Annotated in this window: 17 protein-coding genes; 14 read left to right on the forward strand and 3 right to left on the reverse strand. The window is 60.7% G+C overall.

Features of this window, described 5'->3' with window-relative positions; genetic code table 11:
- Positions 1–68: 68 nt before the first annotated feature.
- Positions 69–266: a hypothetical protein gene (locus D3871_RS08335; RefSeq protein ID WP_119768464.1), complete on the reverse strand. Its 198-nt coding sequence runs from the start codon at positions 264–266 to the stop codon at positions 69–71.
- Positions 267–506: 240 nt separating this feature from the next.
- On the opposite strand from D3871_RS08335, the gene D3871_RS08340 reads away from it, so the two are divergent.
- From D3871_RS08340 to D3871_RS08355, 4 genes are all read left to right on the forward strand, one after another.
- The gene (locus D3871_RS08340) at positions 507–965 is read left to right on the forward strand and encodes a (2Fe-2S)-binding protein (RefSeq protein WP_119768465.1); all 459 of its coding nucleotides are present in this window, start codon (positions 507–509) and stop codon (positions 963–965) included.
- 85 nt (positions 966–1,050) lie between these two features.
- Positions 1,051–2,175 carry a tartrate dehydrogenase gene (locus tag D3871_RS08345; protein WP_119768466.1) on the forward strand — a complete coding sequence of 375 codons (1,125 nt, stop codon included), beginning with the start codon at positions 1,051–1,053 and terminating at the stop codon, positions 2,173–2,175.
- A gap of 146 nt (positions 2,176–2,321) precedes the next feature.
- Positions 2,322–3,467 carry an alpha-hydroxy acid oxidase gene (locus tag D3871_RS08350; protein ID WP_119768467.1) on the forward strand — a complete coding sequence of 382 codons (1,146 nt, stop codon included), beginning with the start codon at positions 2,322–2,324 and terminating at the stop codon, positions 3,465–3,467.
- A gap of 175 nt (positions 3,468–3,642) precedes the next feature.
- Complete coding sequence (locus D3871_RS08355) at positions 3,643–3,846, forward strand: hypothetical protein (RefSeq protein WP_119768468.1); 204 nt, start codon at positions 3,643–3,645, stop codon at positions 3,844–3,846.
- Between the two features lie 361 nt (positions 3,847–4,207).
- On the opposite strand, the gene D3871_RS08365 is transcribed toward D3871_RS08355, so the two are convergent.
- A complete protein-coding gene (locus D3871_RS08365; RefSeq protein WP_119768470.1) occupies positions 4,208–4,789 on the reverse strand; it encodes a hypothetical protein in 582 nt (193 codons plus the stop codon).
- 81 nt (positions 4,790–4,870) lie between these two features.
- Positions 4,871–5,734 (reverse strand): UTP--glucose-1-phosphate uridylyltransferase GalU, encoded by an 864-nt coding sequence (galU, locus tag D3871_RS08370; protein WP_119768471.1) that lies wholly within the window; start codon positions 5,732–5,734, stop codon positions 4,871–4,873.
- Between the two features lie 854 nt (positions 5,735–6,588).
- On the opposite strand from galU, the gene D3871_RS08375 reads away from it, so the two are divergent.
- The 10 genes from D3871_RS08375 to D3871_RS08420 all read left to right on the forward strand — a co-directional run bounded on the left by D3871_RS08375 (position 6,589) and on the right by D3871_RS08420 (position 21,867).
- Positions 6,589–8,256 carry a DUF1302 domain-containing protein gene (locus tag D3871_RS08375; RefSeq protein ID WP_119768472.1) on the forward strand — a complete coding sequence of 556 codons (1,668 nt, stop codon included), beginning with the start codon at positions 6,589–6,591 and terminating at the stop codon, positions 8,254–8,256.
- Between the two features lie 17 nt (positions 8,257–8,273).
- A complete protein-coding gene (locus D3871_RS08380) occupies positions 8,274–9,626 on the forward strand; it encodes a DUF1329 domain-containing protein (protein ID WP_119768473.1) in 1,353 nt (450 codons plus the stop codon).
- 243 nt (positions 9,627–9,869) lie between these two features.
- Positions 9,870–10,886 carry a WD40/YVTN/BNR-like repeat-containing protein gene (locus D3871_RS08385; RefSeq protein WP_233575558.1) on the forward strand — a complete coding sequence of 339 codons (1,017 nt, stop codon included), beginning with the start codon at positions 9,870–9,872 and terminating at the stop codon, positions 10,884–10,886.
- A 22-nt stretch (positions 10,887–10,908) separates the two neighbouring features.
- Positions 10,909–13,344, forward strand: a complete 2,436-nt coding sequence (locus D3871_RS08390; protein ID WP_119768475.1) for an efflux RND transporter permease subunit — start codon at positions 10,909–10,911, stop codon at positions 13,342–13,344.
- 106 nt (positions 13,345–13,450) lie between these two features.
- Positions 13,451–15,088: a methyl-accepting chemotaxis protein gene (locus tag D3871_RS08395; RefSeq protein WP_119768476.1), complete on the forward strand. Its 1,638-nt coding sequence runs from the start codon at positions 13,451–13,453 to the stop codon at positions 15,086–15,088.
- 56 nt (positions 15,089–15,144) lie between these two features.
- Positions 15,145–15,603 carry an ABC transporter substrate-binding protein gene (locus D3871_RS08400; protein ID WP_119768477.1) on the forward strand — a complete coding sequence of 153 codons (459 nt, stop codon included), beginning with the start codon at positions 15,145–15,147 and terminating at the stop codon, positions 15,601–15,603.
- Between the two features lie 149 nt (positions 15,604–15,752).
- Complete coding sequence (locus tag D3871_RS08405; RefSeq protein WP_119769976.1) at positions 15,753–17,141, forward strand: amidase; 1,389 nt, start codon at positions 15,753–15,755, stop codon at positions 17,139–17,141.
- Between the two features lie 641 nt (positions 17,142–17,782).
- Positions 17,783–18,925 (forward strand): acyl-CoA dehydrogenase family protein, encoded by a 1,143-nt coding sequence (locus D3871_RS08410; RefSeq protein WP_119768478.1) that lies wholly within the window; start codon positions 17,783–17,785, stop codon positions 18,923–18,925.
- Between the two features lie 339 nt (positions 18,926–19,264).
- Positions 19,265–21,061 (forward strand): acyl-CoA dehydrogenase, encoded by a 1,797-nt coding sequence (locus D3871_RS08415; RefSeq protein WP_119769977.1) that lies wholly within the window; start codon positions 19,265–19,267, stop codon positions 21,059–21,061.
- A 20-nt stretch (positions 21,062–21,081) separates the two neighbouring features.
- On the forward strand, positions 21,082–21,867 hold the full coding sequence (locus tag D3871_RS08420) for an SDR family oxidoreductase (RefSeq protein ID WP_119768479.1): 786 nt from the start codon (positions 21,082–21,084) through the stop codon (positions 21,865–21,867).
- Positions 21,868–21,978: the final 111 nt, after the last annotated feature.

A 21,978-nucleotide genomic window follows, 5' to 3' on the forward strand; every position in this document is an offset into this window, starting at 1 on the left:
GACCCGGCCAGCGATTTGCTCGACTACATGAGATTGCCTGCACGACCCAGGAAGAAAAGGAAATAAACTTAATCCTTGAGCGGAACGCGGCGCGAGCGCCTGATTGCCGCCTTGCGTGCCTCGACGACTTCACGCAAGGCTGTAGCCAGCATTTCCTGACGCCGCTTCAATGACACCATGTGCGTTGTGACGCTATAGGCGCGCACCGTGCGTTCGAGATTGCGAAGCGCGCGCAGTTCTTCGCTGTGTTGTTCGTCAAGCATCATGGTCGATTACCTTCAACAAATCGGGATAAGGCTCTAGACTCAAATTCGTGCAAGTTGTTCCCTAGAGGAAAAACTTCCCGGAGGCGACACGTTTTTCTTACATGGCCGACTTCGCATATCCGGCTTGTGGCAGGTCACGTAAAGATTATTGCCATTCTGCGCATGCTTGAGATTTCGTCTATATTCTGTTGGCCGAAGTACATCTTGAAGTAGCGAAGTAAATAAAGCGGAGGAGACAATTTGATCATCCTGAACATCAATGGCCGCGACATGGAGGTCGATGCCGACCCCGCCACCCCGATTCTCTGGGCCTTGCGCGACAACCTCAACCTTACCGGCACCAAGTTCGGCTGCGGTGCCGCCTTGTGCGGCGCGTGCACGGTGCATCTCAATGGACAGGCCATACGCTCCTGCGTGACGCCGATCTCATCCGCCACAGGACAGAAGATCACCACGATCGAAGCGATGGAAGGAGACAAGATCGGCAAGGCTGTACAGGATGCCTGGGTCAAGCACGATGTGCCGCAATGCGGCTATTGCCAAAGCGGACAGGTCATGAGCGCTACCGCTCTGCTCAAGCTGAAGAAGAACCCGAGCGATGCCGACATCGATGCGGCAATGAGCGGCAACATCTGCCGCTGCGGCACCTATCAGCGTATTCGCGCGGCCATCAAGGACGCTTCCACATCCCTCGCTTAAGGACCGTGCCATGCGTATCGAATGGATAAATATCCGGCCGATCACTCCTTCCGTTAGTTGATACGCATCGCTTCAGCAAACTGCCATGAATACCTCTCCAAGAAAATCTTTCGACATCGCAGTCATCCCAGGTGACGGCATCGGCAAGGAGGTCATGCCGGAAGGGCTGCGCGTCATCGATGCCGTGGCGGAACGTTTTTCACTCGATCTTGCTTATCGCCACATCGACTGGGCCAGCTGCGATTATTACGACGAGACCGGCAGCATGATGCCACCGGACTGGCGCCCTCAGATCGGCGAATGCGACGCCTTGTATTTCGGCGCGGTGGGTTGGCCGGCGCGCGTGCCTGACCATGTTTCGTTGTGGGGCTCGCTGCTGAAGTTCAGGCGCGATTTTGACCAGTACATCAACCTGCGTCCGGTGCGGCTGTTCGAAGGTGTGCCTTGCCCACTCGCCAACCGCAAACCGGGCGACATTGACTTCTTCGTGGTCCGCGAAAATACCGAGGGCGAATACACCGCGCTCGGCGGCCGCATGTTCGAAGGGACGGAACGCGAGCTGGTGATCCAGGAATCGGTATTTACCCGCACCGGCACCGATCGCGTCCTGCGCTATGCCTTCGAACTGGCGCAGTCGCGCCCGCGCAAGCATCTGACGGTCGCCACCAAGTCGAATGGCATCGCCGTCAGCATGCCTTACTGGGACGAGCGCGCCGACCTGATGGCGCAACAGTATCCCGGGATCACGGTAGACCGGCAGCATATCGATATTCTTACCGCACGTTTCGTGCTTCAGCCCACGCGTTTCGACGTAGTCGTTGCTTCCAACCTGTTCGGAGACATCCTGTCCGATCTCGGTCCCGCATGCGCCGGCACCATAGGACTCGCGCCATCGGCCAATCTGAATCCCGACCGGCTGTTTCCTTCACTGTTCGAGCCGGTGCATGGTTCGGCGCCGGATATCTACGGCAAGGGCATCGCCAACCCGGTTGCGATGATCTGGTCTGGCGCGTTGATGCTGGATTTTCTCGGCAGGGATCCGACCTGCCCGGACGGCGAACGCTACCGTCGCGCACACGATGCCATTCTGTCGGCTATCGAAACTGTACTGGCGAAAGGACCGCGCACCCCGGACCTGGGCGGTGCGGCGCGTACCGAGGATCTGGGCAAGGCCATCGCGGAACTGGTGAAAACCATCGACGTCGCCTGAGCCGTAAGAGGCAGTCTAGGCGGCAGCTTTTCGGATGCCGGTGCATGAGCCGTTTTGCGTTCAGGTGAATAATTTTCAAGCATGGCGGTCGCGCCGCGCGCGCGTTGCTTGCATTACACTTGCTCATCTCAGTGAGGAGTAGCCGAATGCCCGTCATTACCACCATCGAAGATCTTCGCCGCCTTGCGCAACGACGCGTACCCCGCATGTTCTACGACTATGCCGATTCCGGTTCCTGGACCGAATCGACTTATCGCGCCAACAGCAGCGATTTCGAACGCATCAAGTTCCGTCAGCGCGTTGCCATGAACATGGAAAACCGGACGCTGCGCACCACCATGGCTGGTCAAGAAGTCGCGATGCCGGTCGCGCTCGCGCCCACCGGCCTGACCGGCATGCAACATGCGGATGGCGAGATCCTTGCGGCAAAGGCGGCAGAAAAGTTTGGCGTGCCCTTCACCTTGTCGACCATGAGCATCTGCTCGATCGAAGACATCGCCGCCAACACCAGCAAGCCGTTCTGGTTCCAGCTTTACGTCATGCGCGATCGCGAATTCATCAAGCGCCTGATCGCGCGCGCCAAGGCGGCCAAATGTTCGGCACTGGTGCTGACCTTGGACCTGCAGGTGCTGGGCCAGCGCCACAAGGATCTGATCAACGGACTGTCGGCGCCGCCCAGGCTGACGGTTCCCAACATCCTCAACATGATGACCAAGCCGCGCTGGTGCCTCGGCATGCTCGGTACGTCGCGCCGGACATTCGGCAACATCGTCGGGCATGCGAGCGACGTGTCGGACATGTCTTCGCTTTCGTCATGGACCGCCCAGCAATTCGATCCCCGGCTCTCATGGGATGACGTCAAATGGATCAAGGACCTGTGGGGCGGCAAACTGATCATCAAGGGCATACTCGACGAAGAAGATGCGCGACTGGCAGCTGCCAGCGGCGCCGATGCCCTGATCGTGTCGAATCATGGAGGACGCCAGCTGGACGGTGCGCCTTCCACGATCTGGGCGCTGCCGCGTATCGTCGAGGCCGTCGGGGACAAGATCGAAGTTCATATGGATGGCGGCATTCGCTCCGGGCAGGATGTCATCAAGGCGCTGGCGCTGGGCGCGAAGGGTGTCTATATCGGACGCGCATTTCTGTTCGGACTTGGCGCCATGGGCGAGGAGGGCGTTACGACTTGCCTGGAAATCATCCGCAAGGAACTGGATCTGACCATGGCTTTTTGCGGATTGACCGATGTCCGCAAAGTCGACAGGAACATTCTGCTTCCCGGCACCTTTTGATCTCTTGATGCCGCGTCCTCTTTCGGAACTATCCCTCTGCGCCTGATGACCAATAAGAGACCCTGAACGCCATGCAGATGGTATTCAGGGCACCTTACTTGCGCATTGTTCACAACGGATTGCATGCCCATGGCAGCGTAGGCGCCTCGGCATCGACCGAAAAAAAGGGGATGCCATGCACGCATTTATCATCAAGACCAAGGATGGTTACCTCTATCCATTCGCTGGAGATCTTTCGCTGACCGACGATGAAAACCAGGCGGGACGGTACGACAGCGTGGATGAAGCGCGTCAAACCGCAGAAAGTCGCGGCTACTACGACGGAGGCTTCGACATCGTCCGTATCGACCTCGAGTCCGGCAAGACAGCGCGGCATTGAAAATGTCAGTCTGCAATGAATGCGCGAGCCTGGCTGGCGCCAATACGGCCACATCACCACACGCAAACCTGCTGCTGCATTCGGAAGCAGCAATCAACTTCGGCGCCACGGCGACGGGACGCATCGAATACTACATATGCAATCGTTGCGGTACAGCATGGGAACGCGAACGTGCCAAAAGCGAACCACAAGCGGTGTGGCGTCATTCCACGCGAACGCTTCGCTGAAGCGTGTAATTTACGCATGAACATGAAAATGCTTCCAATGTGAAGCCTCGCACTTGCAAACCCTTGCAAATAATGCGTGACGACATCGGCATGCGTCGCCACAGCGGCGCATGCCGGTAGCAGGTAATACCGGTTTACTGCTTTGGGGCAGCTGTCGGCGGAGCCGGTTGCGCCGCAGGGGGCGCGACGCCTGTGGGCGGCATTTGGGGCGGTGCGGCTGCCGGCGCAGAAGGTGCGGCAGGAGCAGGGGATGGACCGGCTGCGGAAGTTCCAGCCGTACCGGCTCCGCTCGAACCCGCTGTCTGCGCCTGTTTTTTCGCTTGGGCTATGGCCAGGTCCTGACTAGCTTTTGCCTCGGTCTGACAAGCTTTCTTTGCATCTCCGACCTGATCGTCGCATTTTTCCTTGGCCACCTTGTATTGGGCTTCGGCTTTTGCCTGGTCCAGTTCCAGGCGATTCTTGGGCGTATCACGCCCGGTCACCTTGGCCTGCGCTTCGGCAACTTTCTTTTGCCCGTCCGCTTCTGCCTTGCAAATATCCTTGGCGTTGTCCTTCATGTTGCCGCATTTTTCCATCGCGGCCTTATGTTGCTGTTCCGCCTGGTCCTTTGGCGACGCCTGTCCTTGTGCCGCGGGATTGCCAGCCGGTTGCGCATGCACCGAGACCGCAAAGAGCAGCGCAAGGCTTCCCGCCATGGTTGTGAGCTGTATCTTCATGAGAGCACTCCTTTTTCGGAAAAAGGAGGTATAGCGTGCAAACGGCGTGCCATCCTGACGTTTGGCAGCCGAAGGCGATGTTTATTGCTCCGCCAGCCAGCGACTGAAGTCGTCGCCGACTTCGGCATGCTTGCGACCAAGCGCCACAGTTGCCTGCAGATAGCCAAGCTTGGAGCCGCAATCATAACGCCGTCCCTCGTAACGGCAAGCAACGACCGGTTCTTCGGCGATCAACGATGCGATGCCGTCGGTCAACTGAATTTCGCCGCCGCTACCGCGTTCGATGCGGCCAAGATGATGGAAGATGCGCGGTGACAGAATGTAGCGTCCAACGACCGCGAGCGTGGAGGGCGCGACGTCAGGCTGCGGTTTTTCAACGATATGCGAAACGCGCTCAATGCTTTTCGAAATCGGACTGCCGCTGACGATGCCATAGCTGCCGGTATCCGCGCGCGGCACATCCTGTACGCCCAGGACAGACGCATTCTGGGCAGCCGACACTTCCATCAACTGCTTGAGCACCGGCGTGTCGCTATCGATAAGGTCATCCGCCAGCACGACGGCAAAGGGTTCGTCCCCGACCACGTGCTGCGCGCACAGGACCGCATGCCCGAGGCCCAGCGCCCGGGACTGGCGAATGTAGGCGCAACGTACATTCGCCGGCAGGATGTCGCGCACCAGCGCCAGCAGCTTTTCGTCATTGCGCGTCGTGAGTTCGGCTTCGAGTTCGAACGAGGTATCGAAATGATCTTCAATGGCGCGCTTGCTGCGTCCGGTAACGAAGACGAGATCGGTAATGCCGGATTGAATTGCTTCTTCGACGGCAAATTGAATCAGCGGCTTGTCGACAATGGGAAGCATCTCTTTGGGATTGGCCTTGGTGGCGGGAAGAAACCTGGTGCCAAGCCCGGCGACCGGGAAGACGGCTTTACGGATGTTCTGCATGAGGATGGTCGTGTGTACGTGCGGAGGAAATCGATCGACGAGGGGGGCGCAAAACCCGGATTCGAAGGCAAATTTTACATCGCGAGTTCAAATACGAAGTGCAACAGTTGATTAATGAGGTCGGGTCGGAAGATGCGATAGCATCCGAGCCTCCAGGCATCCGAGCCTCCAGGCCGCCAAGTCAAAGTTGCCCAGAATGCGCTATACACACCTTACCCAAGACGAACGATACCAGATTCATATTCTCAATAAAGCAGGTCATGGAAGCTAATGTTGGGGCAGGTCAGTCCGATCGCACCATCGGACGCATTCAACGGCCGTTTCCAGGTTAAACACCTCTTCAGCTCGCCATCATCGGAGGCTTGGCTTCGACCGGGACATGCCGTTCAGCCCGCAAGCGCGCGTGAATTTCTCCGACTTGAGGGGGCTTGGTGCCATTGGGCTCCGGTGCGATCGACGCTCCTAATGGCCGTGTTTTCGGCGAGGCGCGGTCGATTTCTGCCGCCGCTGAATTGATGAAATTTCAATCTTTCCTGCTTCGTTGATTTGTTGCTTGCACCCCCACCCTCTAATTTTGAGGGGGCGGCGGCCAGCATGATTCGTTACCCTCAGTGCACGTCTCAGAGACCGGCCAGCGAGCAATTATGGTGGCAGCGCTATTGATCCATTTGCAATGCAGCTGGCATGCCGGTGCTGAGCAACTTGATAACCATGCACACGCGATTCCAGTTAGAGAGATGGCACGAATGGGGAGGCGACATGCGGAGTTGAGGAAATGCTTGAGGAAGGATGGCGCATCTGTGCGGCAGCGAATAAAAAATTTGTATAAAGATCAAGACTGAGGAGATTCAAGTATGACCAACCCTAAACAAGCCCGATACGGCGGCCTTCGGCGCACCGCGTTCGCCGCTGCGGCGGCTGCTCTGTGCGCGGGCTTCTGCGCCAGTGCCAGCGCGTTCGATATCGATACCGGCAATGAAGACATGCAGGTACGGTTCGACAACACCATTCGCTACAACCTGGGCTATCGCACTGAAAAGCAAGACCCCGCCTTGCTGGCGAACCCGAATTTTGATGACGGTAACCGCAATTTCAAGCAGCACAGCATTGTGAACAACCGCCTGGATTTGCTGAGCGAGTTCGACGTCATCTACAAGAAGAAATTCGGCGCCCGCGTCAGCGCTTCCTCCTGGTATGACCAAGCCTATTCGGGCAGCTTCGACAATACCAGTCTGGCCACCTCCAACCATCTGGTCAACGGCGCCCCCGCCTTCGGCTTGAGCCCGTATGCCGACCGCTATTACAACGGCCTGTCCGGCGAATGGCTCGACGCCTTCGTATTCGGCTCGGTGGATCTCGGCACCATGCCGCTGACCGTGCGTGCCGGCCGGCATACGGTGTTCTGGGGCGAAGGCTTGGTGAACCCGCTCCACGGTATCAATTACGGCCAGGCACCGTTGGACCTGGGCAAGGCCCAAGGCTCGCCGGGCGTCGAGGTCAAGGAATTGTTCCGTCCGCGGACACAGATTTCCGGTCAGTTGCAGGCCACGCCGGAACTGTCGTTCGCCGGCCAGTATTTCTTCAAGTATGACGAAGCGCGCCTGCCCGAAGGCGGCACCTATTACGGTGCCGCCGACCTGTTGCAGCGCGGCGGCGAATCCTTGATTCTGGGCCCGGGCATCCGCGCGCTGCACGGCGCCGACATCAAGCCCAAGGACCGCGGCGACTGGGGCCTGGCGACGCGCTGGAGCCCGGAATGGTTGGACGGCACGCTGGGCTTTTACGTGCGTAACTTCTCCGACATCCTGCCGCAGCAGATCGTGATGGCGGCCGCACCGCGTCAGTACTTCCTGAACTACGCCGACGATATCGACATGTTCGGCATTAGCCTGGCCAAGCAGATCGCCGGCATCAGCGTCGGCATGGACCTGAACTTCCGCCGGAACATGCCGCTGGCCAGCGATGGCGCCACCATCACGTCCTTGGCTGCGCTGCCGGCGCAAGGCGAGATCCTCGGCGCGCGCGGCAAGACCTTCCATATGCTGTTGAATGCGATCGGCACGGCCCCCGTCACGCCGCTGTGGAATAGCGCGTCGTGGAATGCCGAATTGACCTGGAACCGCCTGCTGTCGGTAAGCAGCGACCCGCTCAATCGCTACAAGGGCCGGGCCGGCAACACCGCGCTCGACGCGTCCACCAAGGACTTCTTCGGGATTTCGTTCGGCTTCACGCCGACCTGGTTCCAGGTGTTCCCGGGCGCCGACCTGTCGATGCCGATCAGCTATTCGCGCGGCTTGAACGGCAACTCGGCGGTGGCGTCCGGCGGTAACGAAGATGCCGGCAGCTGGGCGGTCGGCCTGGGCCTGGACCTGTACAGCAAGTACCGCCTCGACATGAAGTATGTCGACGCCTTCGGCCATTACACGGTCGGCGCGAACGGCGCGGTCGCGGTTCCCAAGGGCAGCGGGGCGCTCCTGAACGATCGCGGCGCTGTTTTCCTGACATTCAAGACCACATTCTAAAAAAGGAGGCAGACATCATGAAAAAATTAGCAGCAGCACTGATCGGCGCGGGCCTGTTGTCCGCGCACATGGGCGCAGTCCATGCGACCGCGACAGCGGACGAAGCGAAGAAGCTCGGCACCACGCTGACGCTCTTCGGTGCCGAAAAAGCCGGCAACAAGGACGGCACGATTCCGGAATACACCGGCGGCCTCACCACCGCGCCGGCCGGCTTCGACAAGGCCAAAGGCGTGCGTCCCGATCCGTTCGCCAGCGAAAATCCCTTGTTCTCGATCGACGCGAAGAACATGGACAAGTATGCGGACAAGCTGAGCGAAGGCGCCAAGGCCTTGATGAAGGCGCATGCGGACTATCGCATCGATGTCTACAAGACGCATCGTAGCGTCGCCTATCCCAAGTCCGTGCTCGACAATACCGTCAAGAACGCGACCCGGGCCAAAGTGTCCGACGATGGCCTCTCCATGCAGGGCGCGCGCGCCGGCATCCCGTTCCCGATTCCGAAGAACGGCAACGAGGTGATGTTGAATTTCATGGCGCGCTACCAAGGCTTGGCGTTTGTCCTGCCTAAGTTTTCCGCCTATAACGTCGACAGCAACGGCAAGTTGGTGTTGTCGACCCAAGGTTCTTACATTGTAGAAACCCCCTACTACGACGAAGCGAAGGGTAGCGAGACCCTGAGCCGGGTTCGCCCCAACTACACCGCGCCGGCGCGCCGTGCCGGCGAGTCGGCCATGGTGGTGGACCCGATCGACATTAGTGAGAAAGGGCGGCGCGCCTGGCAGTACCTGCCGGGTCAGCGGCGGGTGCGGGTCGCGCCGGACCTCGCCTACGATACACCCAATCCAGGTACGTCCGGCATGTCGACCTATGACGACGTGAATCTGTTCAACGGCAAGATGGACCGTTTCGACTTCAAGCTGGTCGGCAAGAAGGAAATGTATATCCCGTACAACGCCTATCGCTTCGTCTACAACGACAAGACGGAAGACGTGTTCGGCGCCAAGTTCATCAACCCGGCGACGGTGCGTTGGGAACTGCACCGCGTGTGGGTGGTCGAGGCGACGTTGAAGGAAGGCAAGCGCCATGTGTATTCGAAACGCACGTTCTACGTGGACGAGGATAGCTGGAGCATGTCCGCCGTCGATCAGTACGACGGCCGCGGGCAACTCTGGCGCCCTGGCTTTTCCTACCAGGCCCCAGCCTACGACGTGCCGTCGCAAAACAGCATCGCAACCGGCCATTACGACTTGATCTCCGGCACGTACTACGCCAACCTCTGGCCGGGCGCCGGCGGTATCAAATTCGCCGACGCCTTGCTGCCGGATTCCGCATGGACTGGTGACGCCCTCGCGGGTGCGGGCGTGCGCTAAAGCGGTGTAGTAAATGTGTGTGCGGTGCCGGAGGGACCCGCATCGCACACACCTATTAATTGATTGCTCCTGAGGGCAAGTGGCCAGGGTGACGTACTCACCTTGGCCACTGATGTTTCGCCTTGCGCCAGGCGCCCCTATGCAGGGCACCCCTCGGCAGCCCCCCGCAATTGAATCAATCATGTGATGGAGCGAGACGTGCAGTACAAAGCTTTGTTAATCCCCGTTGTTATGGGGGCCGCCATGATAGCGGCTTCGGCAACGGCGGAACCCGTGTTTCAATCGCCGCTGGTGCAGCCGGCGGTCAAAAGTGCGCTCGCGCTGCGCGCGCCGCTCAATGCGCTGGCGATGGCAGGCAAGCGCTTGGTCACCGCAGGCCAACGCGGCCATATTCTCTATTCCGAAGACGGCAAGAACTGGACGCAGGCCGAGGTGCCGGTCAGTTCCGACCTGACCGCATTGTCGTTTCCGAGTCCGCTGCAAGGCTGGGCAGTCGGCCACAAAGGCGTGGTCCTGCACACCATCGACGGCGGCGCCACCTGGGCCAAACAGCTTGACGGCAAACAGGCGGCCGATCTGCTGGCCAAGTACTACGGCAAATCGGCACATGCGAGTGATGCCGCGGCGGCAAAATTGAAGCAGGATGCCGAAGGGTTTGCCGCGCAAGGCGCAGACAAGCCCTTCCTCGACGTCTGGTTCGAAGACGACAAGAACGGTTTCGTGGTCGGTGCGTTCAACCTAATCCTGCGCACCGAGGATGGTGGCCAGAGCTGGACGCCGTGGATGGATCGCGTCGATAACCCGAAAGCGCTGCACCTGTATGCAATCCGCCCGGCCGGCGGCACGGTATTCATCGCCGGCGAACAAGGCCTGGTGCTCAAATACGACCGCGCGCAGCGGCGCTTCACCGGCGTTGAACTGCCGTATCGCGGCACGCTGTTCGGCGTCACCGGCACGCCCGCCATGGCGCTGGTGTACGGCTTGCGTGGCAACGCGTACCGCAGCACCGATGGCGGCGCCAACTGGACCAAGGTCGATACCGGGGTGAACGCCGGATTGACCGGCGGCCTGGTGCGCGCCGACGGGTCGGTGGTGCTGGCCAGCCAGGCCGGCCAGGTATTGGTCAGCACCGATGCGGGCGCCAGCTTCAACCGCGTCAAGGTCGCGACCGCCGCGCCGACGTTTTCGGTCGCGGAAGCCGGCAACGGTGCGGTCGCGCTGGCCGGCCTCGGCGGCGTGCGCGTCGAAGCTCTGAAGTGAAACGGTTGAAAGAAAGAATGCAATGGTAACGAACAACATCGACGACATGCCGGCGATCCGCGACTTGAAGGATTTCGACCGCAGCTCCGGCAGCCGCTTCGAACGGCTGATCTTCAACAATCGGCTGCTGGTGATCCTCGCCTGCGTGCTGGTGACGCTGGTGCTGGGCTTCCAGGCCACCAAAATCACGCTGAACGCCGCGTTCGAGAAGACGATTCCGCACAACCAGCCCTACATCAAGAACTTTCTGGCCAACCGGAATGAATTAAAAGGGCTCGGCAACGCGCTGCGCATCGTCGTCGAGAACAAGAATGGCGACATCTTCGACCCGGCCTATCTGCAGGCGCTGAAACAGATCAACGACGAACTGTTCCTGACGCCCGGCGTCGACCGTGCGAACGTGAAGTCGCTGTGGATGCCAGTGGTGCGCTGGAACGAGGTCACCGAAGAAGGCTTCTCCGGCGGCCCGGTGATGCCGGATAATTACACCGGCACCCCGCAGAACACCGAGCAGTTGCGGCAGAACATCGCGCGCGCCCAGCTTCTGGGTAGCCTGGTCGGCAACGACTTCAAGTCCAGCATGATCTTCGTGCCGCTGATGGACAAGGATGTGCGCACCGGCGCCGCGCTCGATTACCGTGAGCTGTCGGGCCGCCTGGAAGCCATCCGCGCGAAGTATGCGAACGCGCACGGCGCCGCACTCGAGATCCGCATCGTCGGCTTCGCCAAAGTGGTGGGCGACCTGCTCGATGGCCTGCAGCAGATGATCATCTATTTCGCGGTGGCGGCCATCATTGCCGCCATCATCATCTACTGGTGGACGCGCTGCACGCGCAGCACCGCGCTGGTGCTGATTTGCTCGCTGGTGGCGGTGCTGTGGCAACTGGGGCTGGTCGCGACGCTCGGCTATGAACTCGATCCGTATTCGATCCTGGTGCCGTTCCTGGTATTTGCGATCGGCGTGTCGCATGGCGCACAGAAGATGAACGGCATCATGCAAGACGTCGGTCGTGGTACGCATCGTCTGATCGCGGCGCGTTATACGTTCCGCCGCCTGTTCCTGGCCGGCCTGACCGCGCTGGCGGCCGATGCAGTCGGCTTCGCGGTACTGATGCTGATCGACATCCCGGTGATCCAGGACCTGGCGATTACCGCCAGTATCGGCGTCGCCTTGCTGGTGGTCACCAACCTCGTGCTGTTGCCGGTGATGCTGTCGTATACCGGCGTCAGCCAGAAAGCGGCGGCGCGTGCGCTGCGCGCCGAACAAGCGAAGCCAAGCGGCCTGTGGCTTCTGCTGGAACGCTGCGCCGAACGCCGCTGCGCGGTCGCGGTGATCGTGTTCTCGGCGGTCGTGGCGGTCGCGGGCTTCGTGGTCAGCACGCACCTGAAGATCGGCGATCTCGATGCGGGTGCGTCGGAGTTGCGGCCCCACTCGCGCTACAACCTCGACAACGCCTACATCACCAGCAAGTACGCGCTGTCCAGTGACCAGTTCGCGGTGATCGTAAAGACCAAGCCGGAAGGCTGCCTTAATTACCAGACTTTGGTGGAAACCGATCGGCTGGGTTGGACGCTGCAACAGATCCCGGGCGTGCAGACGACTATCTCGCTGCCGGATGCGGTGCGCAAGGTCACCGCCGGCACTTTCGAGGGCAGCAGCAAGTGGCTGACCATCTCGCCGAACCAGGATGTGCTGAACTATGCGGGGCTTAGCACCAGCACCAGCAATCCCGACTTGGTCAACAACGAATGCTCGGTGATACCGGTGGTCGCGTATCTGTCCGACCACAAGGCGGAAACGCTGGACCGCGTGGTGAAGGCGGCCGACCAGTTCGCGAAGGAACACAGCACGCCGGAGCGGCAATTCCTGCTCGCGGCCGGCAGCGCCGGCATCGAAGCGGCGACCAACATCGTGGTCAAGCAGGCCAACGTGATGATGCTGCTGTACGTGTATGCGGCGGTGATCCTGCTGTGCTTCATCACCTTCCGTAGCTGGCGTGCCGTGGTGGTCGCGGTCGTGCCGTTGGTCATCACCTCGATACTATGCGAAGCCTTGATGGTGGCGCTGGGCATGGGTGTGAAGGTCGCGACGCTACCGGTGATCGCCTTGGGTGTTGGCATCGGCGTCGATTACGCGCTGTATTTGCTGAGTATTCAATTGGCACAGCAACGCGCTGGCGCATCGCTTGCCGATGCGTACCGCCACGCGCTGCAGTTCACCGGCAAGGTGGTGGCGCTGGTGGGGATCACGTTGGCGGCCGGCGTAATCACCTGGGCCTGGTCGCCGATCAAGTTCCAAGCCGACATGGGCATCCTGCTGACCTTCATGTTCGTGTGGAATATGTTGGGCGCACTGGTGCTGATTCCGGCGCTGTCGCACTTCCTTCTGGGAAGCGTCGGCGGCGACAACGTGGAGAGTCAGCCGGTGCAAGCGGAGCTGGAGGCCCTGCGCGCTTGAGAACACGTACGACGCATCATTCAGTATTCCAACGCCCGCCGGCGCTGCCGGCGGCAGCGTGCTGTAACAAAAAGCAAAACGGGCAGCCAATAGGGAGGAGAACAGAATGAAACTGGCAAAACTGAAAATCGGACAACGACTGACTATCGGTTTCGGGATGGCGATCGCGGTGATGGTGGTCGTGATCCTGTATGGCGCGGCCAAGCTAATGAACATCAATCAGAGCGTCGAGGTCATGGTCAAGGACCGCTATCCGCAAACGGCATTGGCCAATAGCATCAAGTCCGACTTGTTCGATGTTGTGCAAACCATGCGCGACATTCTGTTCGCGACCGACCGGGACGAAATCAAAAATTACGTTACCGGGATCGAGCAGTCGATGGCGTTCGTCGAAAAGAGCACCGGCGAACTCAACCAGAAGCCGTCCGTGTCACCCGAGGAAGAGGATCTCAAGAAGGGCCTGAAGGACGGGGAGGACAAGTTCAAGGCGGAACTGGAGTGCTTCAAGCAACTGGTCAAGGCCGGGGACCGCGACCAGGCAAAGGACATTCTGTACACCACCGTGCAGACGGCACAGGTCGCCTATTTCCAGACCTTGAACCAGGTGATTGCGATACATGCCGATGCGATGGTCAACAGCAGCCGCGCCGCGATCGACGACGCCAAGCGCGCGGTCGTCGTGATGCTGGCGCTGGCCGGCGGTGCCTGCATGTTGGCGGTCATGATCGGCCTGTTCGTCACGCGCAGCATCACGCGGCCGCTGAGCCAGGCGGTCGAGCTCGCCAAGCGCGTGGCGGAGGGCGATCTGACGGCCACCATCGACGTCAAGAGCCAGGACGAAACCGGCATGCTGGTGCAGTCGCTCAAACACATGAATGATAGCCTGGGCCGCATCGTCGCCGAGGTGCGCACCGGCATCAATGCGATCAGCACCGCGTCCTCCGAAATTGCGACCGGCAACATGGACCTTGCGTCGCGCACCGAGCAGCAGGCCGGATCGGTGGAACGCACAGTCGCGTCGATGGACGGGCTGACCTCGACCGTCAAGCAGAATGCCGACAATGCACGCCAGGCGAACCAGCTGGCGGCAACGGCGTCGCAAGTGGCGATGAAGGGCGGCGCGGTGGTGGGGCAGGTGGTCGAGACGATGGAATCGATCAATGACTCGGCGAAGAAGATCGTCGACATCATCAGCGTGATCGACGGCATTGCGTTCCAGACCAACATCCTCGCGCTTAACGCGGCAGTGGAAGCGGCGCGCGCCGGAGAACAGGGACGTGGTTTTGCGGTGGTTGCTTCTGAAGTGCGCAGCCTGGCGCAACGCAGTGCCGGGGCGGCGAAGGAAATCAAGCAACTGATCGGCGACTCGGTCGATCGGGTCAATGCCGGCAGCAAGCTGGTCGGCCAGGCTGGCACGACGATGGACGAGGTGGTAGAAAGCGTCAAGCGCGTGACTGGCATCGTGGCGGAAATTTCGTCGGCCAGCGCCGAGCAAAGCACGGACATCGAGCAGATCAACCAGGCATTTACACAGATCGACGAAGCGACCAACCAGAATGCGGCGCTGGTCGAAGAAGCGGCGGCGGCGGCCGAGCGCATGCGCGAAGAAGCGGGCATGCTCGCGCGCGCGGTGAGCATCTTCCGGCTGGATGCGGCAAGTCATGAGCGCACGGTCGAGTTCAATGTAACGCCCGCAGCACCTGCGCTTGGCAAGTATGCCACCGCATTGCTGAACGCAGGGTGACACGGAAGTAGCCGGCGGGTGCGCAGAGTGCACCCTACAAAATCTCGGAGGAACGCATGGTGATCAACGGATTTTTGCGTTACATGGCGTTGCTGTTCCTGGGTGTCGCATTTCATCTGGAGACGCACGCCCAGGGAGTGACAGCGGACGAAGTACTGCTCGGAACCACGCGCCCGATGTCAGGTCCAATGGCATCCATTACAAACGAATTCTTCGTCGGCGCCGGCACCTACATGGAACATGTCAATGCGCAGGGCGGTGTCCATGACCGCAAGATTCGTCTTCTCTCTCTGGACGATGGTTACGATCCGGCACGCGCCGTCGCCAACGTCAAACGCCTGATTGAAAAGGACAAGGTATTTGCGCTGTTCGGCGTGACGGGCACACCGACCAATATGGCCATCATGCCGCTGCTGGCCGAAGGCGAGGTCCCCAGCATTGCTCCGATGAGCGCTTCGGAATCGCTACGCAAGCCTATAAAAACATGTTTTGAAAATCACTACCAAGGAGGGTGACCATGACTAACAATAAACAAGCCCGATTCAGTAGCTCACGGCGCACCGCGCTTGGCGCTGCAGTGGCAGCCGTGTGCGCGGGAGTGTGCGGTAGAGCGGCGGCATTCAACATCGATGTCGGCAATGACCATGTTAATGGGGAAAAGAAGATGACGAAGGACTTGCACTTCCTGGAGATCAACGAGATCTCGCGTCTCGTGGCGGCGCGCGAGATCTCGTCGGTGGAATTGACCGAGCATGTCCTGCGCCGCATCGAGCGCCTGGACCCGAGGCTCAAGTCTTACGCGCTCACGACGCCCGAGCTCGCGTTGGCACAGGCGAAAGAAGCCGACCGGATGATCGGGCGGGGCCAGATCCTCTCGCCGCTGCATGGCGTGCCGGTCGCGGTGAAGGATCTGTGCTTCACCAAAGGCGTGACGACGACTGCCGGCCTACGCGTGCATCGCGATTTCGCGCCGCAGTTCGACGCGACGGTGGTGCGCAAGCTGCGTGAGTCGGGGGCAGTCCTGCTCGGCAAACTGCAACTGACTGAAGGCGCGTACAGTGACTGTGATCCGGCGACTGCGCCGGTGAACCCATGGAATGCTGACTACTGGCCCGGCGGATCATCCAACGGGTCCGGCGTCGCAACCGCCGCGGGTCTGTGCTTCGGTTCCCTCGGTTCCGACACCGGCGGGTCGATCCGCTTCCCTTCCGCAGCCAATGGAACGACCGGCCTCAAGCCGACTTGGGGCCGCGTCTCGCGCCACGGTTGCTTCGAACTCGCCGCGTCGCTCGATCACTTCGGGCCGATATGCCGCAGCGCGAACGACGCGGCGATTATGCTTGCTGCGATTGCCGGCACCGATGCGGACGACCCGACCACCTTGCGCGCGCAGGTTCCCAACTACCAGGCGGGCGACGACCGGGATCTGCGTGGTTTTCGTGTCGGCTTCGACGAAGCGTATGCACTAGGCGCAGCAGACCCGGAAATTCGGCAAGCAGTCCAGGAGTCGCTTCGGGTGATGGCCTCGCTTGGCGCCACGATCGTGCCCATGGTCTTTCCAGACATGAAGACGACGATTGCCGACTGGGGGGCGACCTTGGCCGTCGAAGCTGCGGTAGCCCACGCAGCCACGTATCCCTCGCAGCGCGCCGGTTACGGGCCGGCCCTGGCCGGACTGATCGACGCGGGTAACGCAATGTCAGGGACGAACTATCAACAGGTCCTGCTGCGTCGCCGTGCGTTCACCGGCAGGGTGAACGCGGGACTGGAGCCGGTCGACGTGATGCTGATTCCGGCACAGCCGATCGCTACGCCGACGCTGGCCACGCACGCGAAGATGACCCGCGCCGAATTTGCGGCGATCGTTCGCTACACTGCGCCGTTCAACATGTCGGGCCACCCCACGTTGACGCTTCCGGTCGGTTTCACCGCCAAGGGCTTGCCGGTGGCAGTGCAATTCGTCGGCAAGCACCTCGGCGAGGCCGATATCTGCCGTGCCGGCCGCGCTTTCCAGCGGGCCACCGACTGGCACCGCCGACACCCGCAGGTGTGACCGGGGCGAGCGTCTGCTCCGATGCGTCGATCAGCATCGTGAGTAGCGCGGTGGGGTACGTCATGACGCGCCGGATGTTCTCAACCGTTTCCGGGGCGAAGGCTTGGTGAACACGCTTCATGGCATCAATTCCGGCCAGGCACCGTTGGACCTGGGCAAGGCCGAGGGCTGATCATTCGGGCACACGCAACGTAGGGTTAATTGCCTTCTCCGCAGACGGCGACATTCGGCGCTGAATCTGGCGCCGACACGCATTACCTTGCGCCCGCAGCTGCTGCGGAGTGCAAAGCCATCGACGCCGTGCATGACGCATGGGAAATTCCTCCCCTCCATTTCATTGTCGAAGCGTGAACGAAAGCCCCTCAAGAATTGGGGGCGCAGGGCAGGGCAGCGGCTGTCATGCTTAGCTACGTGATGCGGTTGTCCACACAGAAGAAGAAAGCTTTTCACTTCGCCTCTGTGGATCTTAATGGGGGGCACACCGACGGCTCCCGAAGCTGCCCGAAGCCCCATCGCCACGAATATGGGCATGCGGATGGTTTCGGTCCGATGCTTGGCGTATTCCCATGTATAGATAACTGCCACTACGACTCGAGCGCTCGCAATGCCTCGGAAAGCGTGGCCCAATTTATGAGGAAAAAATGAGCGATACCTCAGCAGTATTCCTGAGCGAACAAGAAGTCATGATCCGCGATTCGGCGCGGAAAGTGGCAACGGAAGTGGTGGCAGCGACGGCCGCCGAGCGCGACCGCACCAGTGCCTGGCCGACTGACGAGTTGAATGCCGTCGGTGAGCTCGGATTTCTCGGCATGCTCATTCCCGAGGAATACGGCGGCGCCGGCGCGAGCTTCGTGGACTACTGCCTCGCGATCGAAGAGTTTGCTGCTGCCGATGCCGGCTTTGCAACCCTCATTCACGTTCACAATTCCGCCGGCTTTGCGATTGTCAAAGATGGCACGGAAGAGCAAAAGCGCAAGTATCTGCCGGCGCTGGCGTCCGGTGAGAAGATCGGCGCCTTCCTGTTGACTGAACCGCACGCGGGTTCGGATACCGCTGCTTTCCGCACCACAGCCCGCCGCGACGGATCGCACTATGTTTTGAACGGCAGCAAGCAATTCATCTCCAACGGCAACCATGCAGGCGTCGGGATCGTGCTTGCGGTCACCGACAAGGCGGCCGGAAAGAACGGCACCAGCATGTTTATCGTCGATCCTAGCGAGCCCGGCTATAACGTGGCGCGCGTGGAGCACAAGCTCGGCCAACGCTCGGCCCACGTCGCGGCGATTCAGTTGGAAGACTGCCGCGTACCGGTGGAAAACCTGGTGGGCGAAGAGGGTACCGGCTACAAGAAAGTGATGGGCGGCCTGTCCGAGGGGCGTATTGCGATTGCCGCCGTGGCGGTCGGTACAGCGCGCGCGGCACTGCAAGCGGCGGTGCAATATGCGAAGGAGCGCGAAGCCTACGGCGCACCGATCATCAAGCTGCAAGGCGTCGCCTTCGACCTCGCCGACATGGCAACCAAGGTCGAAGTCGCGCACACGTTCATGATCCACGCGGCGCGGCTATGCGAAGCCGGCGTTCCTTGCGGCAAGGAAGCGTCGATGGCAAAACTCTTCGCCAGCGAGATGGCGGAAAAAGTTTGCTCGGATGCTTTGCAGGTCCACGGCGGTTATGGCTATGTAAATGATTTCCCGGTAGAGCGTTATTTCCGCGATGTGCGTGTGACCAAGATCTACGAGGGGACGAGCCACATCCAGAAATTGATCATTTCACGCAGCCTCTAAGCGGTAATCGCAGCGAACTGCTGTGGAACCATTTCGGTGCTGGAACTGAAACTCATTGCATGGAGCAGTTTCAGAATGCATTCAAGGGAGGTGAGGTCGGAGCGGGACGCCCGTGCCGGTCGCGCAACGGCTTGCATGCAGCCCGCATTCCTTGCTTCCTTAGGCGCCGTGCAGGAATAAGTTGTGCAATTTGGCGGACGTAGCCGGATGCGATGCAAGGCGTGCGGCGCGCCGCAGTGCGAGCACTGCAAGCGGCGCACAACGCAGCAGCGCGCCGGCTACGGCCAGCAAAATTGTGCAAGTTATTTCTGCGCGGTGCCTTACTCACAATCCTTGACCATGACCACCCTGCTCAACGACCGCGATCTGCAATTCCTGTTGTACGAATTCCTCGACACCGAAGCGTTGCTCGACCGGCCGCGCTATGCCGACCATTCGCGCGAAATCTTCGACGCCACGCTGGACACTGCGCGGGAAATCGCTGCGGACTTGTTCGCGCCACACAATGCCAAGGGCGATGCCAACGAGCCGCATTTCGACGGCGAGCGTGTGCACCTGGTGCCGGAAACCAAGGCGGCCTGGGACGCTTTCGCGCAAGCCGGATTTCTGTCCGCGCATTGGAACGAAAACGAAGGCGGGCTGCAGATGCCGGAAGTCGTGTTGCGGAGCGCCATCGCCTACTTCAAGTCGGCCAACGTCGCGACCGCGTCGTATTCCTTTCTCTCCATCGGCGCCGCCAACCTGCTGCGCAGTTTCGGAATGCAAGAACAGAAGACGCGCTATCTGGCGCAGATGGGCGACGGCCGCTTCTCCGGCACGATGGCGCTGACCGAACCGGGTCAGGGTTCGGCACTGGGTGACATCACCACGCGCGCAGAGCTGCAGGCCGACGGCACCTATCGCCTGTTCGGGCAGAAGATGTTCATTTCCGGTGGCGACCACAACCTCACTGACAACATCGTGCACATGGTGCTTGCGCGCATCAAGGGTGCACCAGCGGGGGTCAAAGGCATCTCGCTGTTCCTGGTGCCCAAATATCTCGTCAACGACAACGGCAGCCTTGGCGCGCGCAATGACGTGACGCTCGCTGGCTTGCTGCACAAGATGGGCTGGCGCAACACGACCTCGACCGTGCTTTCCTTCGGCGAAAAGGGCGGCGCCGTCGGCACCCTGGTCGGTGAGGCCGGCAAGGGTCTGGGACACATGTTCCAGATGATGAACGAAGCGCGCATCGGCATCGGTTTGTGCGCCGCGGCCATCGCCTATCGCGCCTACCTGTTGACGCTGGATTACGCACGCGAGCGTCCGCAGGGCCGGCGGCCCTCGTGCAAGGATCCGCTGTCGCCGCAAGTGAAGCTGATCGAGCACGTCGACGTGCGGCGCATGCTGCTGGCGCAAAAAGCCTACGCTGAAGGCGCGCTGGCGATGTGCCTCTACGCCTCGTCGCTGTTCGAAGACCAGCATACGCATGCCGATCCGCAAGTCCGTCGCGACGCCGGCCTGCTGCTCGACCTGTTGACGCCGGTGGTCAAGTCCTGGGCATCGAAATACGGCTGCGCCAGCAACGATCTGGCGATCCAGATTCTCGGCGGCTCCGGCTACATCCGCGAATATCAGCAAGAGCAGCTCTATCGCGATCAGCGCCTGAACCCGATTCACGAAGGGGCCGAAGCCATTCATGGCATCGACCTGCTCGGACGCAAGGTCATCATGCAATCCGGCGCCGCGTATCGGCTGTTCCGCACCGCTGTCGATGCGACGCTCGAAGAGGGGCGCACCTTCGCCGGCATAGAGCTGCTGTCCGCTGGCTTCACCACGCCGCTGGCACGGCTGGACAGCGTGACCGCGCAACTGGCGCAATTGCAGGCAGGCGATCCCGAGCGTGCGCTGGCCAACGCGATCGTCTATCTCGACGCCTTCGGGCGCATCTTCGCCGCCTGGATCTGGCTCAAGCAGGCGCTCGTCGCGCAGCGCGGCTTGGCAACCGCGAACGATGCCGATCGCGACTTCTACAGCGGCAAGATTCACGCCGCGCGCTACTACTGCAACTGGGAATTGCCGGCAACCTTGCCGCAGTTCGACCTGCTCGCCGGCGTCGAAGAAACGCCGCTGACGATGCAGGACGCCTGGTTTTGAACCAGAACAAAGGAAAACACATGCGTACCACTCAACAACTATTTGATCTCACCGGCAAGACCGCCTTGGTGACCGGCGGATCTCGTGGCCTCGGCCTGCAAATCGCGGAAGCGCTGGGCGAGCAGGGCGCGAAGATTGTGCTGTCCTCGCGCAAGCAGGCCGACCTCGATGAGGCCGTGGCGCACCTGAAAACGCGCGGCATCGAAGCCAGCGCAATTGCCGCCGATCTGTCGCAGGAAGCCGCCGTTGCGCCGTTGGTCGCCGCAACCATGCAGCGTCTCGGTCACATCGATATTTTGGTGAACAACGCTGGCGCGGCTTGGGGCGCACCGGCGGAGGAATACCCGATTGAGGCGTGGGACAAATTGATGAATCTGAATATCCGCAGCATTTTCCTGTTGTCGCAGGCAGTCGGCCGGGAGTCGATGATCCCGCGCAAATACGGGCGCATCGTCAACATCGCCTCGATTTCCGGCTTGTTCGGCAATACCCTGGATGGGATGCAAACCATTGCTTACAACACGTCGAAAGGCGCGCTTGTGAACTTTACCCGCACGCTCGCGGGTGAGTGGGGTAAGTACGGCATCACGGTCAATGCGCTGGCGCCGGGATTCTTTCCCTCCAAGATGACGCAGGGCACGATTGACAGTATCGGCGCCGCTACGATGGCCAAGAATGCGCCATTGCAGCGTATTGGCGACGATGAGGACTTGAAAGGTGCGGCGCTGCTGTTGGCGTCGGACGCGTCCAAACACATCACCGGCCAGATCCTGTCGGTCGATGGCGGGGCCTCGGCAGTGCATTGATTGATGGAGGCCGCAACCGTTTCTGTCTGCGCCCCCTTTTTGCACGAATTTGAATTATCTGCTCCACCGGAGTGAAGCGAGGATGCAGACGGACGACGATGGCATCGCGTG

It is taken from the genome of Noviherbaspirillum saxi (assembly GCF_003591035.1).
Taxonomy (GTDB): Bacteria; Pseudomonadota; Gammaproteobacteria; order Burkholderiales; family Burkholderiaceae_D; genus Noviherbaspirillum; species Noviherbaspirillum saxi.

What these genes read in the sequence shown, in the direction of transcription:
- D3871_RS08335 (WP_119768464.1), bottom strand. Translation starts at nt 266, where the DNA reads ATGATGCTTGACGAACAACACAGCGAAGAACTGCGCGCGCTTCGCAAT.
- D3871_RS08345 (WP_119768466.1), top strand. Translation starts at nt 1,051, where the DNA reads ATGAATACCTCTCCAAGAAAATCTTTCGACATCGCAGTCATCCCAGGT.
- D3871_RS08350 (WP_119768467.1), top strand. Translation starts at nt 2,322, where the DNA reads ATGCCCGTCATTACCACCATCGAAGATCTTCGCCGCCTTGCGCAACGA.
- D3871_RS08355 (WP_119768468.1), top strand. Translation starts at nt 3,643, where the DNA reads ATGCACGCATTTATCATCAAGACCAAGGATGGTTACCTCTATCCATTC.
- D3871_RS08365 (WP_119768470.1), bottom strand. Translation starts at nt 4,789, where the DNA reads ATGAAGATACAGCTCACAACCATGGCGGGAAGCCTTGCGCTGCTCTTT.
- galU (WP_119768471.1), bottom strand. Translation starts at nt 5,734, where the DNA reads ATGCAGAACATCCGTAAAGCCGTCTTCCCGGTCGCCGGGCTTGGCACC.
- D3871_RS08375 (WP_119768472.1), top strand. Translation starts at nt 6,589, where the DNA reads ATGACCAACCCTAAACAAGCCCGATACGGCGGCCTTCGGCGCACCGCG.
- D3871_RS08380 (WP_119768473.1), top strand. Translation starts at nt 8,274, where the DNA reads ATGAAAAAATTAGCAGCAGCACTGATCGGCGCGGGCCTGTTGTCCGCG.
- D3871_RS08385 (WP_233575558.1), top strand. Translation starts at nt 9,870, where the DNA reads ATGATAGCGGCTTCGGCAACGGCGGAACCCGTGTTTCAATCGCCGCTG.
- D3871_RS08390 (WP_119768475.1), top strand. Translation starts at nt 10,909, where the DNA reads ATGGTAACGAACAACATCGACGACATGCCGGCGATCCGCGACTTGAAG.
- D3871_RS08395 (WP_119768476.1), top strand. Translation starts at nt 13,451, where the DNA reads ATGAAACTGGCAAAACTGAAAATCGGACAACGACTGACTATCGGTTTC.
- D3871_RS08400 (WP_119768477.1), top strand. Translation starts at nt 15,145, where the DNA reads ATGGTGATCAACGGATTTTTGCGTTACATGGCGTTGCTGTTCCTGGGT.
- D3871_RS08405 (WP_119769976.1), top strand. Translation starts at nt 15,753, where the DNA reads ATGACGAAGGACTTGCACTTCCTGGAGATCAACGAGATCTCGCGTCTC.
- D3871_RS08410 (WP_119768478.1), top strand. Translation starts at nt 17,783, where the DNA reads ATGAGCGATACCTCAGCAGTATTCCTGAGCGAACAAGAAGTCATGATC.
- D3871_RS08415 (WP_119769977.1), top strand. Translation starts at nt 19,265, where the DNA reads ATGACCACCCTGCTCAACGACCGCGATCTGCAATTCCTGTTGTACGAA.
- D3871_RS08420 (WP_119768479.1), top strand. Translation starts at nt 21,082, where the DNA reads ATGCGTACCACTCAACAACTATTTGATCTCACCGGCAAGACCGCCTTG.